The following is a 15396-nucleotide window of genomic DNA, read 5'->3' as shown; positions in this document are numbered from 1 at the left end:
CGTAGGAGCGAGGCTTGCCCGCGAAGAACGATGACGCGTAATACCTGAAAAACCGCGGCGTATTCTTCGCGGGCAAGCCTCGCTCCTACAGTATTTTCATTGCGGAGCTGCCGAAAGGCTGCGATCTTTTGACCTTGCCTGGTTCACCGGCGTGGAGAGTGAACCCGTTTCACCTGCGGCTGTCGCACAGGTAGACCGTGCGTAATACTCAAGAGCCGAGCCACGAGCGGCTCGGCCTTTTTCTTTACGAGAACCTGTCCATGCGCAGATTGTTTGCCCTGTCTCTGTCCCTCCTGTTGCTCTCCCTGAGCGCCTGCGCCCTGTTCCCCCAACACGACCCGCTGAACATCAATGTGGTCGGTATCGAGCCACTGCCAAGCCAGGAACTGGAAGTGCGTTTCGCGGTAAAACTGCGCGTGCAGAACCCCAATGAAACGGCGATCGACTACAACGGCGTGGCCCTGGATCTGGAGGTGAACGGTCAATCCCTCGCCTCTGGTGTCAGCGACCAGTCGGGCTCGATTCCGCGGTTTTCCGAAGCGGTGATCGTGGTGCCGGTGAGCGTTTCGGCCTTCTCGGTGCTGCGTCAGACCCTCGGGTTGGGGCAGACGCAGACACTGAACAATCTGCCTTACGTGCTTCGGGGCAAACTGGCTGGTGGCGTGTTCGGCACAATGCGTTTCCTTGATCGCGGCAAACTCCGCCTGCCGGAGCCGACCACCGGCACGTGGTAACGCTCACGGTTCGGCTCGCGGCTTAACCGGATCGATCACCTGGGTCACACAATGTTTGAGGCCTTCTACGTGCCAGTTGGCCCACAGCCGACTTTTGCCGGTGCTGTCTTCATCCGGCTCTATCGCCAGCCAGTTTCGAGCGGCGATCAGGTAACGTCCCCGTGCACCAATGGGCAACATGGTTCCGGTGATGCCGTAATCGATCTGTTCCTGGTGCTTGCCAATGGACTCCAGAAACTGCACTGCCAGCACCGGCGGTGCAGGATGCACGACCCCGGTCGAAATCAATTGGTAGATCAATCCCGAACCATCATTGCGATGCCGGGACAACGTCGATTCGATCACGCAGGCCCCTGCCACATGAACATCACCGGACACCAGCGTGACCTTGCATGACTCGGCATGGGCGAAATCCAGCAGACGCATGATCAGCCGCTTGCGTTCGTCCCGGTGGGGCAGGCTTCGCCAATGATCGCGCAAATCGTCCTCAAGCTCCTGTTGCCCCGAGATCAGGTCCAGTGCCTTTTCCGCCGCCTGCAAATCAAGGTAACCCACGGGAATACTCGACATCAGCAGCAAGTGCTTATGCCCCTTGGCCTTGCCCAGCCAGGCATAAATCGCATCCCAACTGACGGGCGAAATGATCCGGGTTTGCCGAGCCGGCGCAGTCGTCAAATCCGGCGCACGTTCGCTGCGCAAGTCGGGAACCAGCAATGCCAATTCGCCCAGGCCGGTAAACCCCAGGTGAAAGCCGTCAGCGGTATCGGGAATCGCACAAGGGTGGGTATCAGCGGACGGTTTGAGGTGCGGATGAGTCTGGATCAGTTGCTGTTGGAAAATCCTGAAATAGCGTTTGGCCGTGGCAAACAGCCCCTGGAACACCGGGCTTGAATGCAGAATCTCATCGTAGGAACCCCAGCCATCGATGATGTCATGGTCGTCCCACATCATTACCGTCGGAACGGCGCTGAGCAGCTTCGCGACCTCAGGCTGTTTCCAGCGCTCCAGGTAGAGTCTGGCGAAGAACTTGTCCAGATCGGCTTCGATCACTTTGCTGTAGACCGCCTTTTTGCGCTCGGCGAAGGGTTTGGCAAACCATGTTTTCATCGACGACAGATTGCTGCGCATGTCATCGCTGTAAACCTGATCGCCCCCCATCAACAACAGGTGATAGGGCTTGCTTTGATGAGCCCCCCACATGTGCTCCCAGCGCTCATGGTTCCTGTCCACCTTCTCCATGTCCTTGGGGTTCGAAAAGCCGTTGCACGACACATAGGCTATGCGCGGCGACTGGCCCTCGGCCGGAACGACGAAGTTGGCCTGCGCACCCTCTATCTTGATCGTGTAAGTGCTGGCAACAGCCTGGTCTTGCAGCGCTTTGAAATCGATGCGCCAGACGCGGTACTGAGGACTGAGCAACGGGATATCGGCGATGGCCAACGGTTTGCCGGCAGTGACACCGCCGGGGACTTTTACGCTGGGTGATGATTCACCCAAAGGTAAAACCACTAGGGCAGACACGTTATAGACATTACTGTTGATGCCACGAAATTGCAGAATCGGGCCGAGTAACAAACTCATGGACAGTCCATCCGTTGACAGGGGTGTGAACGCCTAGAGACTAGACGACAATCGACGCTGCGCATGGCGCACCACCCGTCCCTACAAGGAGGTCACCCACGATGCACGCCGCTCCAACGCTCTACACCGAACGACTGATCTTGCGCCCGCTGGAACTGGCCGATGCCGAGGCTTCAACTGCGCTGAAGATCCACTGTGGGAGCGGGCTTGCTCGCGAAGGCGGTGTGTCAGGCAATATTAATGTCGACTGACACGCCCTCTTCGCGAACAAGTCGAATCGTCGCACCGCCGCTCCCACATTAAGTTATACGTTGAACCGCACGCCCGGTTTGGCCCGCTCATCCACCGTCAATTCAAATACGTCCGGGCGCGCGTAGTGCCCGACCACGTCGTAGTCGTAACGGGCGCGGATCAGGTCCTCGGTGTCGATTTCGGCAGTCAGCAAACCCGCTTCGTCACGCAGCGGCCCGGCGAGAATGTCGCCCATGGGCCCGACAATCACGCTGCCGCCGGCAATCAACGGGCGCTCCGCCGGCCAGTTGGCGATGTCCACGCCCAAGACTTGCGGCGAGGCCTGGACCTGACAGGCGCTGACGACAAAGCAGCGTCCTTCATGGGCGATGTGGCGCATGCTCACCTGCCACATTTCCCGCTCGTCCACGGTCGGCGCACACCAGACCTCCACGCCTTTGGCGTACATCGCGGTGCGCAGCAGCGGCATCATGTTTTCCCAGCACACCACGGCGCCGATTCGCCCGACCTGGCTGTCGATCACCGGCAAGGTCGAGCCATCGCCCTTGCCCCAGATCAGCCGTTCGGTACCGGTGGGCATCAGTTTGCGATGCTTGGCGACCAGTCCGGCCTGCGGGTCGAAATACAACGCGGTGCAATATAACGTGCTACCCGCGCGCTCGATCACGCCGATCACCAGATTGGCCCCGGTGCGTGAGGCCAATCCGGCCAAGGCTTCAGTTTCGGCACCGGGCACGTCTATGGCGTTGTCGAAATACTGCGCAAACGCTTCACGACCTTCCGGCAGTCGATAGCCGAGCTGCGTACCGAAGCCTTCGCCTTTGGGGTACCCGCCGAGCAACGCCTCCGGCATGACCACCAGCGCGGCACCGGATTCGATAATGGCGGTTTCCCAGGAGAGGATTTGATCGAGGGTTTCAGCCTTGCCGCCGGGCAAGGCGCCGATTTGCAGCGCAGCAACGATGGACTTGGGCATCGCGATGACTCCGAGTAATGAGGTGTTGCTCATTGTCCGGCGCCACAGGATCATGAACAAAGCCCGACTCACTGCTGAATGATATGAACCAAATGAATATCGCCACCGTCGATCTCAATCTGCTCAAAGTCTTCGAAGCCCTGCATGAGGAATCCAGCGCCAGCCGTGCCGCACTACGTCTGGGCGTGACGCAATCGGCGGTCAGCGCGGCGTTGCGCCGATTGCGCGAGGTGTATGGCGATCAGCTGTTCGTGCGTACCGGCCGAGGTCTTGCGCCGACACTCAAGGCCAATCAGTTGAAACCGGTAGTCAGCGATGCGCTGAACAAATGCCGCCAGAGTCTGGCGATGGTCGATCCGGCGGCGAATCACTACGACGGACGTTCGGTGACGGTGGGTTTGTCAGATGATTTCGAAATCGCCTACGGGCGACGATTGATTGAAGAGATCGCGGACCGCGCGCCGAAACTGCGGCTGATCTTTCGCCAGACCCACAGCCAGATCGTCGCCCAGGCCTTGATGGAGCGCAGCATCGATCTGGCGATCACGGCAGGCGGGTTTGCCGAGCGTTTGCTCAGTCGTCAGGTGCTGGGTGAAGGGGATTATCTGTGCCTGGTGGACCCTCTCAGTCTGGCCGAGGGACAAGAGACTCTCAGCCTTGAGGCGTTCGTCGCCCGCGAACACATTCTGGTGTCATCGGGCGGTTTTATCGGGATTACCGATGAAGGCTTGGCGGCGTTGGGACTGAGTCGGCGGGTATGCGCGTCAACCACGCACTTTGCCGCGTTGCCGCATCTGCTCAAGGGCAGTCAGGCGGTTGCGACTATTCCAGCCCATGCGGCTCGAAGTATCGCCGCGCTTAGCGGACTGGCGCTACTGCCCTGCCCTTTGACGCTACCGCGCTATCCGATCGAGCTGGGCTGGCGAACCAGTACGCAGCTCGATCCGGTGGTGTTGAAAGTGCGCGAGGCGATTATCGCGACCTTTTCCCAACAGGGGAATGGTGTCTGGAAGCTTATTTAGCCGCCATCAGGCGATTGACTTCACTGCGCACCATGTTGGCGAATTCCGGGGGCGACATGCCGTCGAGTTCGGCGCGGACCCACTCGGCCCATTTGCCTTTGCGCTTGGCACGCTCACCGAACAACCGTGCGGCTTCGCCCTTGGATTTACCCAGGTTGTTTTGCCAGAGTTCGAACAGACGGGATTTTTCATCTTCAAGCGCCGCGCGCTCGGCAAGGGGTTTGTCGGCCAGATTGAAGCTCATGGAAGATTACCTGCTGCGTAAAATAGGCGACATCTTACACTGTAGGAGGAAATGTCCTGTCGTGGATTTTTCTTCAGGGTGGAGTCGCCACGCAAAAAGACTGCAACTTTTGCCAGGGCGCCAGACTCCATTGTTCACTGCCCGTCTATCTGCAAGGAGTACTCCAATGGCCCGCAAAATCATCGATCAAGTCGCCGATGATCAAATCAAGGATCAGGTCTTCAGCGAACTTCAGGCCCTGATCGAAGAGTCGGAAAAACTGCTGAAAAGCAGTGCTTCACTGGTCGGTGAAGAAGCGGACACCCTTCGAGGGCAAATCGCCCAGAAGCTCCAGCAGGCCCGGGGTTCAGTTTCCAGTATGCGTGACCGGACCAGGCCTGCGGTCGAAGCCAGTGAAATCTACATCGGCGGTCATCCCTGGCAAACCGTGGCCATCTCCGCCGGATTCGGTTTGGTGGTCGGATTGTTATTAGGCCGGCGTTAATTGGGAAACACTGAACCAGTAGGAGCCAGGCTTGCCGGCGAAGGCGGACTTGAGATTGCCTTCGCCGGCAAGCCTGGCTCCTACAAAAAAACACTGCTCCTCTCAGAGCCCGGCCAGTTCCCGCAGATCTGCCAGCGTCTGAGGATCAAGCGCAATGCCTTCGATCCTGGCTTTGGCGCGCTGCCCGTGACGTCGATCACCCGGTAACCGCTTGAGCCCCACACCGTGCATCTGCCGGACCAGTTCCTGGCTGCGCTCGGCAAAATTCTGCCCCGCCGATTTGCTCGGATCGATCACAATCAGCAGTTGACCGGTCCAGGGTGTTTTCGCCCCCGGATGGTTCGACCAGTCGAACTCGAAAGAAAAGTTGCCCCCCGTCAACGCCGCCGCCAACAGCTCCACCATCATCGACAGCGCCGAGCCCTTGTGTCCGCCAAACGGCAGCAAGGCGCCGCCTTCAAGGATTGCTTTTGGATCCTGGGTCGGCTGGCCGAGGCTGTCCACCCCCATGCCTGGCGGCAAGCGCTCGCCTTTGCGGGCAGCGATCTGTACATCGCCATGGGCGATGGCGCTGGTCGCCAGGTCGAAGACGATCGGAGCACCGTTGGCCCGAGGGGCGGCGAAGGCAATCGGGTTGGTCCCGAACAACGGACGATCGGCACCGTGCGGCACCACGCAGGTCATGCTGTTGACCACACTCAGCGCCACCAGCCCTTCATCGGCAAACGGCTCGACGTCTGGCCACAAGGCAGCGAAATGGTGGGAATTACGAATGGCCAGCACCGCAATACCGGCACTGCGGGCTTTTTCGACCAGCAATGGCCGCGCCGCCGCGAGGGCCGGTTGGGCGAAACCATTCGCGGCGTCAACCCGGACAAAGCCCGAAGCCACGTCCTCGACCACCGGTACAGCCTGACCATTGACCCAACCACTTTGTAACGTCGATACATAACCGGGAATGCGGAATACACCGTGGCTGTGAGCCCCGTCGCGCTCGGCACCGGCGCAGTTGAGGGCCAGGGTTTTGGCGACATCGGCTGAGGTGCCGTGGCGCAGGAAGATTTGCTCGAGCAACGCCGTCAGCGCTTCGAAGGACAGGTTTTGCGAGATAGCAGTAGACACAGGATCGTGTGGCGCAGACATCTGAAGCTCCAGAATAATTATTGGAGGGGGCAACAGCGTACGAAAACCAACCGATTAACAACGGGCGACGAGCAGCCTGTCAACCTTTCGCTTGAACCGGAGCATCTGATCAGAACCGATTGAGCCGAAAAGACGCTTTGGCGCATGTTTGCACAAACATCGGGCGGCCATGTGGTAACTATCTACCACCTTCGACTCCCCCGCGACTTTTAGTCTTGAGCCTCAACCCACAGGCGCATTCAGCAGCGCCCTGAACGAGACTCGACGATGTCCACACCTCCCGCTCCGCTGTTTTTCCCCCAAGCCCTGCACTCGCCCGGACACTGGAATGATCTGGGTAAAACCCATGGGCTGACGCGCAAGGATTTCGAATGGTTCAGTCATCTGGAACTGGCCAGCCAAACGTTACGCAATCAACAGACCCCGCCCATGTCTGCCGAAAAAATCCTGCTCAATGCGCAAGGCTTGGCCTCCATCCCCTTGGCCGGCAGCTTCGTGTTGAGCCTCACTCCGGATGACAACGGTGAGATTCTCTATACCCCGTACGCCGGCATAAAGAAGTTCCACAGCCGCGCAGCCTTGATCGAACAGCTTGAACGTCAGCTGAAGAGCGCGACCGAGGACGACGACCTGCTGGCTTTCATGTCGTTGTCTGCGCGTAAAACATTGGCGGCTGCGGCCAACATTCAGGTGAGCTTTCAGGCCATCGAGGGCGACATATTCGAAGACCAGCGCACCGTCATCGCCAATAACCAGCGAATGAACGAGCAGGCCATGCTGGACGAGTTGTTCAAGCTGCCAACGCTCAGCTCGCTGCTCACTACGCTGCTTGATGAGTTGCTGCAGTCGCCATTCCCGGGCCTTGATCAAAGCCAGACCCGACTCAACTTCTACTCCATTGCACCGGCCCATGACGACAACCAGGAAAGTGCCCCGCCCCGGCGCTGGATCAACTCCATGTCCCTGAGTGACGCGGTACTGTCGTACTACCGCCATCAGCGATGGCCGATCGGGCAGTCTCATGAATTTTCCCATCCGGAAAAAAAGCCGACGAGCACCGACCAACTCCAATGGGAAACCGCGGTAAAGACCGCTTCCAGCAAACTGATCAGCCTGCTTTCCGGGAAACTGCAGCGCTACTGGGACGATGCGGCGGCTGACGGGGCATCCCGCCGCGTTTTTTTCAGCCGGGCCATCCGTGAAAAGGCACGCGCAGAGTTCCTGATCAAGCGCGAGGCCGAGATCATCAGCCCTGAACAAAGCCAAGCCTTGCACTCGTTGATTCAGCCGACGGCGAGTACGTCCTCGGCACTCAGCCTCGAGACGGTGCGTCTTTGGGAACACGCATCCAACTATGTCGAACTGGCGGGCGCACTGATGATCAGTCACGCCAATTCCAAGGCCTTTCTTTACACCCCCACGCAAGGACTCCAGGTGCTGAAGGACTATCAGGACCTCAAAGATACCTTGCTGAGCAAATTCAGCGCGGTCGGTCACGAAGATGAGCTCTACGGCCTGCTGAGCCTGGAGGAGCGTAACCGGTTCATCGGTTTCAATCAGCCTCAGGTCTCCGGCGAGGTGATTTCAGGCTCGATATTCAAAACGCTGTTTGAGGCGATCATCACCAAGCAACGGCAAAACATGGAATACGTTCTGCAGGTTTTCCGTCACAGCGACGGCACCGTGGACGTCCATGCCTTATTCGACAAGGCACTGGATATCCGCGCCATGATCAGCGATCAATTACTGACGCTGGATGTTCAAGGACGCTGGAGTACCCGGCCGGTGTTATCTGGCAACCAGCTGCCCTCCATGGTCTTGGCGGATAGGGCCGCGGCGTTCGTAAAAACCTTCAGCGATGTCGAATCGCTGATCAGCGCGGAATTCGCCTCCCAGCCGATCGCCTCTGGAGCCCTGCAGCGCATTTACCTGGAGAATCTGAAACCGCGCCTGGCCCACGCGCTTTCCGTGGGTGTACGGGGAGAAGCCAGCCTTCGAGTGCTCAACGCCACGCTGCGGGACGCCGACCGGGCCATTGTCAATACGGTGCTCAACCCGGATCAACCGGATCGAGAAACGCGCCTTGCCCTCAATGGTTTCAGGCCTGACGCTTATTCACTGCTCCTTGAGTGCTCCGGGCAGAAGAATCCGCTGCCCTTGGCCAATTGCGTGCTGTTGACCGAGCGTGGCGGGCTCGATGTTCAACACTCCGGCCGGGCAATTCTGTGGACGCCTGCGACCGGACTGGAAGTCTTCGCGACGGTCAGTAGCGCAACGACGGAATTGAACCGGCGCCTGCTCGACGCCAGCAAACGCCTGGAACTGCTGGAGAACCTCCCCCCTGCCCAGCGCATATTCCACCAGCGCTATACGCTCAACTCGTTGCGACTGATTGAGGGCAACGTCCTGCGGCGCCTTGCGCAATCCTCCATTGACCACTTCCTGGCCCGTTGCGAACACCTGCGCAGCCTGAAGCTGGACGCTGCACAGAAGATCAAAGCGCTTAACGAAATGACGCAACGGGTCATCGACACCAACTTGCAAAGAGCCAGGTTGATCTCGCAGGCCATCACCCGACAACAGTCCCTGCCTGCATGGCTTGGCATGGCCCCTGTCGAAGAACAGCAGTTACACATTGAACTGCTGGAGCAATACCACAACAGCGTCACCGACGATAAAGACTACCTGCACGGGGTCCAGCCCCTGAAGTCCTATGTGCATGACCGATTGGTGTCACTGCTCGGCAGCCGATTCACAGGAACGCGACTGGACCCCGACCACATCAAAATCACGCCCAACCTGGCCCTGGCCGGGCCGGCGCGTAGCCTGACCGAGTTTGCCCTGAACCCTGTCAACGCAGCTCAAGGCATCGGCTTCAAGATTGCCTCGACAACCTCGACGGCCCTTCCCGATCGCCTGGATCAGAACGCCGTGCGCCAGCTTGTGCAGTCACTGAATATCCACAGCGATTATGCAACGCGGGTGACGGATGCATTGACTCAAGCCGGCACCGATGCCGACAGACGAAAGCAGCGTTTTATTCAGCAACTACCGTGGCAACTGTTGCAACACGCTCATGCACTGAAACTGCAGCAACATCTCAGTGCCAGCGCCTTCGATTTGATCTGGCAGGTTCTCGACATGCCGGACGCCATTGCCCGCGCGGCTGTAACAGGTGCCCACGCCATCGTCAGGCCGCTGGAACTGATCAAGACGGCAGGTGCCACGGCCGTTAAAACTCTGGGTCTGTACCTGATCGGCCCCGGTGTCGGACATCAAGGGCCGCAAATCCTGTATGCGCCCTACCACACAGGCTCCGTGTTCACCGAATTCGAGAACGAAGCCAGCGTTATATCTGCGATCAATGTGCCAGGAGCACTGCAGAATCTGATCATTCGTCGGCTTCCCGAGGGTGAGCAAACCTTGTTCGGCAATCTGCTCAAGTCCACCGTAGGACAACAAAGCGAAATCACTCTCGCGTCCACCCCCATTAACGGCAACCTGCTTGCACAACTGTTCAGCGATAATGTCGGCCTTCTATCAAAAATGCTGGGCAGCCAGTCAGAGATCACCGGCCAGGCCGACTGGGAAACCGCCAAAAACCTCTTCAGCGCCGGCATCAAACTGATTTCGGGCCTGTTGCCGGGCAAACTCGCCTATGGGCAGTTACTGTGGCAAAGCTACAAGGACTTCAAGAACTCCGCCGAAGCGCTACAGGATCATCACTGGAAACAGGCATTGCAGGCGTTTATTGCCGGCACCGCGCAAATGGTGACGTTGGGCAAATTGTCGCTGGAAGCTTCAGCGCCCCCTGCGCAAGCAACCTCCACCGCGCCTGTTGCCAAACCGGTGGCCGCCTTGCCATGGTTGAAAGTGAAGCCGACGGCCCTGATGCGCACAGTGTTGCAGCCTTTCGAGGCCTCGAACGTTGCATTAAAGGATCTTAGGAAGAGCAGCACCAATGGAACTTACCTGGATTCGATCAGCAATCGTACGTACGCCCCCGTCAAGGGAAAGGTTTACCCCGTGGTCAAAACCGGGCCGGTCTGGCGAATGATCAAAGACCGACAGCAGGGTCCCGCGTTGCTGGCGGCTTCCGGCCAGCAGCTAGTGATCGATCCGGACATCCATACGGTCCATTACGGCAAAGCCCTGTCGAAAATGCACAATCGATATGTTGTTGATCGCACGGCTCGGGACATTCTGAATATCGAAGCGCGGGGAATGGAAGACATTCGGATAAAACACCCGGAAAAAGCACGCATGATCGTGCAGGCCATAGACATGGCTCGCTATTACGCGTTTAACAGTCTGCATAATCTGGCGCAGCTCAGACATCTGAATCCGGGGACGCGGCTGGATACCTTTCTTAAAACCTTTTTTGATGCTGACCACCTCGACGCCAGCCTGCTGGACAAAATCAAAAAGGTCATCGTTCCCATTTGCACAGCGCTGGTGAACCCACACGAGGACTTGATGAACTCCGAACGTTTTGTGGTCGGTTCAAACAAATACGAGACCAGTACGATCGCTTTTGTTGTGCATGACGATGCACAGAAGCATGTGCATTTCACGGAGCTGTTTTTTGACCCGCAACTTGATTGGTACAAGTCCTGTTTGACTGAACCTTTCGACGTCGACGACCATTCCCGGGCCGCTACCCTGATTCATGAGTTCTCCCATATTTTTTCAAACACCGTAGATATTGCAACGCTTGAGGCAAGGCGTCCGTTCACCGATCTGATCGCCACCGTCATCGGTTTCGGCACGGAAACCAAACAGACTCAGCAGGACTTCCAGCGAGAGGCACTGTCCCTGGAGACCCCGAGGGAAGAACTGTTTGCCCGTTGGAACGAAACATTGCAGTCATGGATCAGTCTGGACTCGATTGAGGGGTTGGAGCATGTGGGTAAGGACATCCTCAAAACGACGAGCTGCAAAACGATGAATGAGGCCCGCAACGCCTTCCTGAATCCAGGGAAGGTGGACCTGCGAGCCGACATCATTTTGCGCAACGCCGACTCGATCGCTCACTTGATCTGTGAAATGGGTCGACAACTGGATCCGGTGCCAGCCCCGCCCACTGCCTGACGTCCGGCGTAGCAGCTGTCGAGCCCTAGTGAGGCTGCGTAGCAGTCATAAATCAGATTGCAGTAACCGCATTAGCCGGTTTCACGACTGCTACGCAACCGAACGCAGCCTCGCTGGGGCTCGACAGCTGCTACAGCCCGGGACGGCGGGATCAGTCCTGGAGGTCTTGACCCTTTTTTCACTCCAGTTATGGATACTGCCTGGTGCCCCCCCGGCTTTCAGAGCGTCCATGTGAAAATAAGTTGTTCTTTGATGGGCAAATGCCATGACGGTTGTTCTCGCAGACTTCCCCTCAAGGTTAGAATGCAGGAAATCAGGATGAGTCAATGACCGACCACTCTCTCTCCCAAGCACAATACGACGCCATCACCGATGCCGCTGCGCACTGGTGCATGCGTTTGCATGCCATCGACTGCACAGCCGAAGAGCGTCAGGCGTTCGAGCAATGGCGTGATGCCCATCCCCTGCATGCCTTCGAATACGAAGCCATGCTGGAAATCTGGGAGGTTGCGGGCGATTTGCCTCGTCCCGAATCTCCCGCGCCGGCTGTTCGCGGCAAACCGACAATGCCTTGGCGCACTTTCGGCATTGCCGCCACCGTCTGCGCCTTGGCGTTGCCGCTGGCGGCCTATACCGGATGGAACCTGGGTTGGCTGCCCAATGCCTATCAGCATTTCGAGGCGACCGATAATGTTCGTCAGGTCACGCTGAGCGACGGCAGTCAGGTGGAGCTGAATCTGGGCACTGAACTGACGTTCAGCAATTACAAGGATCAGCGTCGTGTCACGCTGAAAAAAGGCGAAGCCTTCTTCAGCGTCAGTCATGACCTGCAGCATCCATTTATCGTCAAGGCAGCCGATGGCAGAATTCGCGTCACCGGTACCCGATTCAACGTCTGGATGTATGAAGACCAGGTACGCGTGAACCTGATCGAAGGGTCCGTGCTGGTGACCAGCAACGGTGCCCTGCCCGGCGAAGGTTCACGTCTTGAACCTGCCATGCAGGCACGTTATCGACACGGTGACTTCACGCCGCAAATCAGCCAGGTCTCTGCCGATGACCACTCGCTGGCGTGGCGCAGCGGCAAACTGGTGCTCGATGATCTGACGCTGACCGATGCCCTGCCCTTGATCAATCGTTATTTGAACAAGCCCGTCATGATCGCGGACCACAGCACCGGCTCGATTCGCCTCGGTGGTGTCTACAACATCAAAGAGCTCAATAGCCTGGTGGCTTCGTTACCCAAGGTGCTGCCGGTCTATCTGACCCGCAACAAGGACGGTAGTCCGGTCCTCAATTCGATCCCGCAACAAGCCCCAAAAAGCTGAAGGCCGCCACCCTTGCGGGGTGCGGCCTTCATGTTTCGTTCGAACGCTATCGCTATTACTGCGCGGCGATCTTCCCTGCTTTCTCATCCTGCTCGCGGATCGTCTGAGCCTGGTACTGCGGATCGGACGTGATCTGCTGCTCGGTGAACGGCAACACACTCAACTGCTTCTTCGAAAAGGCCAGTGTCTGGTCCCGGGAGTACTTCGATGCCGGGTCACTGGACAATGAGAATGCCAACAAACCTTGAGCCTGCGGCCCCTTGTCATCGAAAGTCACCACCTGCAAATAGCTGGTACCACTGACGACTTCGCGCTTGCCGTCGGTTCTCGGCACGCTTTGGATCGCGTTATACACACCCAGCGTGCCCGGTCCGCCGTGAATTGGCGTTTGCTGCCCGCCACTGCTGACCACCTGGATATCACCCCAGCGGCTATCGGCTTTCAGGCCAAGGGTTTTTACCTGTTCGACCGAGGCCAGCATCGCCGCCCGAATCGCTTTGGCGACGTCTGGCTGTTCAATTGCCAGGCCACGTGGAGTGTGTTGCGGATCCTTCGGATCGAACGCGACACGCCAGATGCCAGGGATCTGCTGCAACGGCTCCATGACATTTTGAAAATGCACAAAGCCCAATCCACTGTCCAGATTCACCCGGCGATCCCAAGCCTTGAGGCTGGCACACAACGGCGTAAGCGTCGGCGCATCGGCGCCAAGATCCGCGGCGCAGAATTGCAGCAGGTCCGGCATCACCTGGGTCGCCTGATACACCTGATCGTCCATCACCATGTGTTGCAGATCTGCCGCAGCGACAGGGCCGGCCTTGCTCAAGGTGCCCAGACGCTCCAGTGCGAAACGCGAACGCAGCCCCAACGGTTGATTGTCCTGACTGATCAATGGCGAGAAGCCGGTGAGCGGTTGTGCCGGGTTGGCCATCCAGGCCGAATCGTTGGAATGTTGTACAAAGTCTTTGCGCAACAGTTGCGGCAACTTGTCTGCCGCATAAATACCTTTTTGCGCAGCGTGTGGGTCGATGTCCCAGGCACAGGCGCTGTTGGAACCGTCGAGCAGGATCATCTGTAATCCGACCCGAGGATCGCTGCACTTGGCCAGCTTGTCGGCATTGACGTTCGGCACCACCGACAGGTTCATGTAAAGCGTCTGCCCCTGATCGTCCACCGCCAGGGTATTGACCCACGGAATCCCCTGAATCTTGTGCACCGATGCCTGCAAATCCTTGAGGCTGGCGGCACGGTTCATCGCATACCACTGTTGCAAGACCCGGTCGTTCTCCAGATTGGCATCGCGCAGGCTATAGGCGAACTGGTTGTTCCAGTCCAGCTTGCCGGGCCATTGCACAATCGGGCCGAATTGCGAGCTGTAGACCACATGGGAAACCTGCCGGGTCTGGCCATCGGCTTGCTTCACGTTCACCGCCAGCGTCTGCTTTTTCATCGGCAAGGACTTGCCGTCCAGCAGGTAACGGGTCGGATCCTTGGGATCGAGTTGCAGACGATACAGCGTGAAATGCTTGGACGAATCCACGGTGTGGGTCCATGCCAGGTGCTGGTTGAAACCAATATTGATCATGGGCAGGCCGGGCAACGCGGCGCCCATGACGTCCAGTTTGCCGGGAATAGTCAGGTGCATCTGATAGAAACGCATCCCACCGCCCCAAGGAAAGTGCGGATTGGCCAGCAGCATCCCGCGTCCGTTGAACGAACGTTCGCTGCCGACCGCCACGGCGTTACTGCCGCGATCCAGAGCGAAACGTTGCATGCGTGAAGCCGCCAGCTGGAACGACGCCGGATCGCCCACCACCTGCGCGACGGTTTTCGGTGGGGTAGCGCCGGCCAATGCTTCGGCAAACTGACCCACGCCGCCTTCGACCAGCAGACGTCGGGTCAGCTTGACCAGATCCTGCGCAGTGATCGCGCGCACCCATTCGCCCTGGCATTGCTGCGGCAAACCCTGGGCCTGGCGCTCTGTCAGCGAACGGCTGTAACCGGCCACATAACCGTCGATGAGCTCACGAACTTCAGGCGTTTGCGCCTGCCAGAAAGCGCCGACTGCCTGCGGCGTATTCAACCAGTTGAAAAACAGATCGCTGGCCAGGTTCCCGCGCTCTTCGACGGTAAACTGGTCCGGCCCAAAATACCGTGAGCGCTCGCCATTGACGGTGACAATCTCATTGGCCAGCAAGCACAGATTGTCTTGAGCGTAGGCATAGCCAATGCCATAGCCGAGCCCGCGCTCGTTGTCGGCACGAACATGCGGCACGCCGAAACTGGTTCGACGAATCTCGGCTGTCGCCTGCTCTGGCTGGCTGCGCGCGTTTGCCGCAAGACTCAGCCCCAGCAACACACCCGCAAGGCTCAACCTGGTTAACTGCCTGGAAATAATCACGCTCGCTCCTGATCGAAAAGACGTATGACACGCAATGCGCCTCCCCTTAAAACGAAGCAAACAGCAAAAATTTAAGCCTTTGAGGGTAACCCCACGCCCGGCTCACGGGCCGCTGACGTGCTGGCGACAAATTTTCTACA

10 protein-coding genes and 1 pseudogene are annotated in these 15396 nt (G+C 58.3%); 6 read left to right on the top strand and 5 right to left on the bottom strand.

The window, feature by feature from the left end; genetic code table 11:
* Positions 1-260: 260 nt before the first annotated feature.
* Positions 261-734: an LEA type 2 family protein gene (locus ACIPLA_RS17860; protein ID WP_008069225.1), complete on the top strand. Its 474-nt coding sequence runs from the start codon at positions 261-263 to the stop codon at positions 732-734.
* A gap of 3 nt (positions 735-737) precedes the next feature.
* Here ACIPLA_RS17860 and ACIPLA_RS17855 read toward each other — a convergent pair whose 3' ends face one another.
* Positions 738-2315 carry an alkaline phosphatase D family protein gene (locus tag ACIPLA_RS17855; RefSeq protein WP_401174676.1) on the bottom strand — a complete coding sequence of 526 codons (1578 nt, stop codon included), beginning with the start codon at positions 2313-2315 and terminating at the stop codon, positions 738-740.
* A gap of 101 nt (positions 2316-2416) precedes the next feature.
* On the opposite strand from ACIPLA_RS17855, the pseudogene ACIPLA_RS17850 reads away from it, so the two are divergent.
* Positions 2417-2488: pseudogene (locus tag ACIPLA_RS17850) on the top strand (GNAT family N-acetyltransferase); the annotation flags it as partial.
* 131 nt (positions 2489-2619) lie between these two features.
* Here the strand turns inward: ACIPLA_RS17850 and ACIPLA_RS17845 are convergent.
* On the bottom strand, positions 2620-3543 hold the full coding sequence (locus ACIPLA_RS17845; protein WP_218395156.1) for a carbon-nitrogen hydrolase family protein: 924 nt from the start codon (positions 3541-3543) through the stop codon (positions 2620-2622).
* An 83-nt stretch (positions 3544-3626) separates the two neighbouring features.
* On the opposite strand from ACIPLA_RS17845, the gene ACIPLA_RS17840 reads away from it, so the two are divergent.
* On the top strand, positions 3627-4565 hold the full coding sequence (locus tag ACIPLA_RS17840) for a LysR family transcriptional regulator (protein ID WP_218394749.1): 939 nt from the start codon (positions 3627-3629) through the stop codon (positions 4563-4565).
* Here ACIPLA_RS17840 and ACIPLA_RS17835 read toward each other — a convergent pair.
* Positions 4558-4809, bottom strand: coding sequence for a hypothetical protein (locus ACIPLA_RS17835; RefSeq protein ID WP_007897387.1), 252 nt, complete (start codon positions 4807-4809; stop codon positions 4558-4560). The two genes, ACIPLA_RS17840 and ACIPLA_RS17835, sit on opposite strands and share 8 nt — an antisense overlap.
* Positions 4810-4975: 166 nt before the next feature.
* Between ACIPLA_RS17835 and ACIPLA_RS17830 the strand changes: the two genes are divergently transcribed.
* Positions 4976-5293 carry a YqjD family protein gene (locus ACIPLA_RS17830; RefSeq protein WP_123496796.1) on the top strand — a complete coding sequence of 106 codons (318 nt, stop codon included), beginning with the start codon at positions 4976-4978 and terminating at the stop codon, positions 5291-5293.
* A 102-nt stretch (positions 5294-5395) separates the two neighbouring features.
* Here the strand turns inward: ACIPLA_RS17830 and ACIPLA_RS17825 are convergent, their stop codons facing one another.
* A complete protein-coding gene (locus ACIPLA_RS17825; protein WP_401174671.1) occupies positions 5396-6436 on the bottom strand; it encodes an Ldh family oxidoreductase in 1041 nt (346 codons plus the stop codon).
* A 267-nt stretch (positions 6437-6703) separates the two neighbouring features.
* Here ACIPLA_RS17825 and ACIPLA_RS17820 point away from each other — a divergent pair, with 267 nt between their 5' ends.
* Together ACIPLA_RS17820 and ACIPLA_RS17815 are read left to right on the top strand one after the other, a co-directional pair.
* Complete coding sequence (locus ACIPLA_RS17820) at positions 6704-11527, top strand: dermonecrotic toxin domain-containing protein (protein ID WP_401174668.1); 4824 nt, start codon at positions 6704-6706, stop codon at positions 11525-11527.
* A 326-nt stretch (positions 11528-11853) separates the two neighbouring features.
* Positions 11854-12855 (top strand): FecR family protein, encoded by a 1002-nt coding sequence (locus ACIPLA_RS17815; RefSeq protein ID WP_401174665.1) that lies wholly within the window; start codon positions 11854-11856, stop codon positions 12853-12855.
* Between the two features lie 55 nt (positions 12856-12910).
* On the opposite strand, the gene ACIPLA_RS17810 is transcribed toward ACIPLA_RS17815, so the two are convergent.
* Complete coding sequence (locus ACIPLA_RS17810; RefSeq protein WP_401174662.1) at positions 12911-15256, bottom strand: acylase; 2346 nt, start codon at positions 15254-15256, stop codon at positions 12911-12913.
* Positions 15257-15396: the final 140 nt, after the last annotated feature.

This window comes from Pseudomonas sp. NPDC086112 (assembly GCF_044746425.1).
Taxonomy (GTDB): domain Bacteria; phylum Pseudomonadota; class Gammaproteobacteria; order Pseudomonadales; family Pseudomonadaceae; genus Aquipseudomonas.
This window is presented reverse-complemented; position numbering and strand designations above follow the sequence as displayed.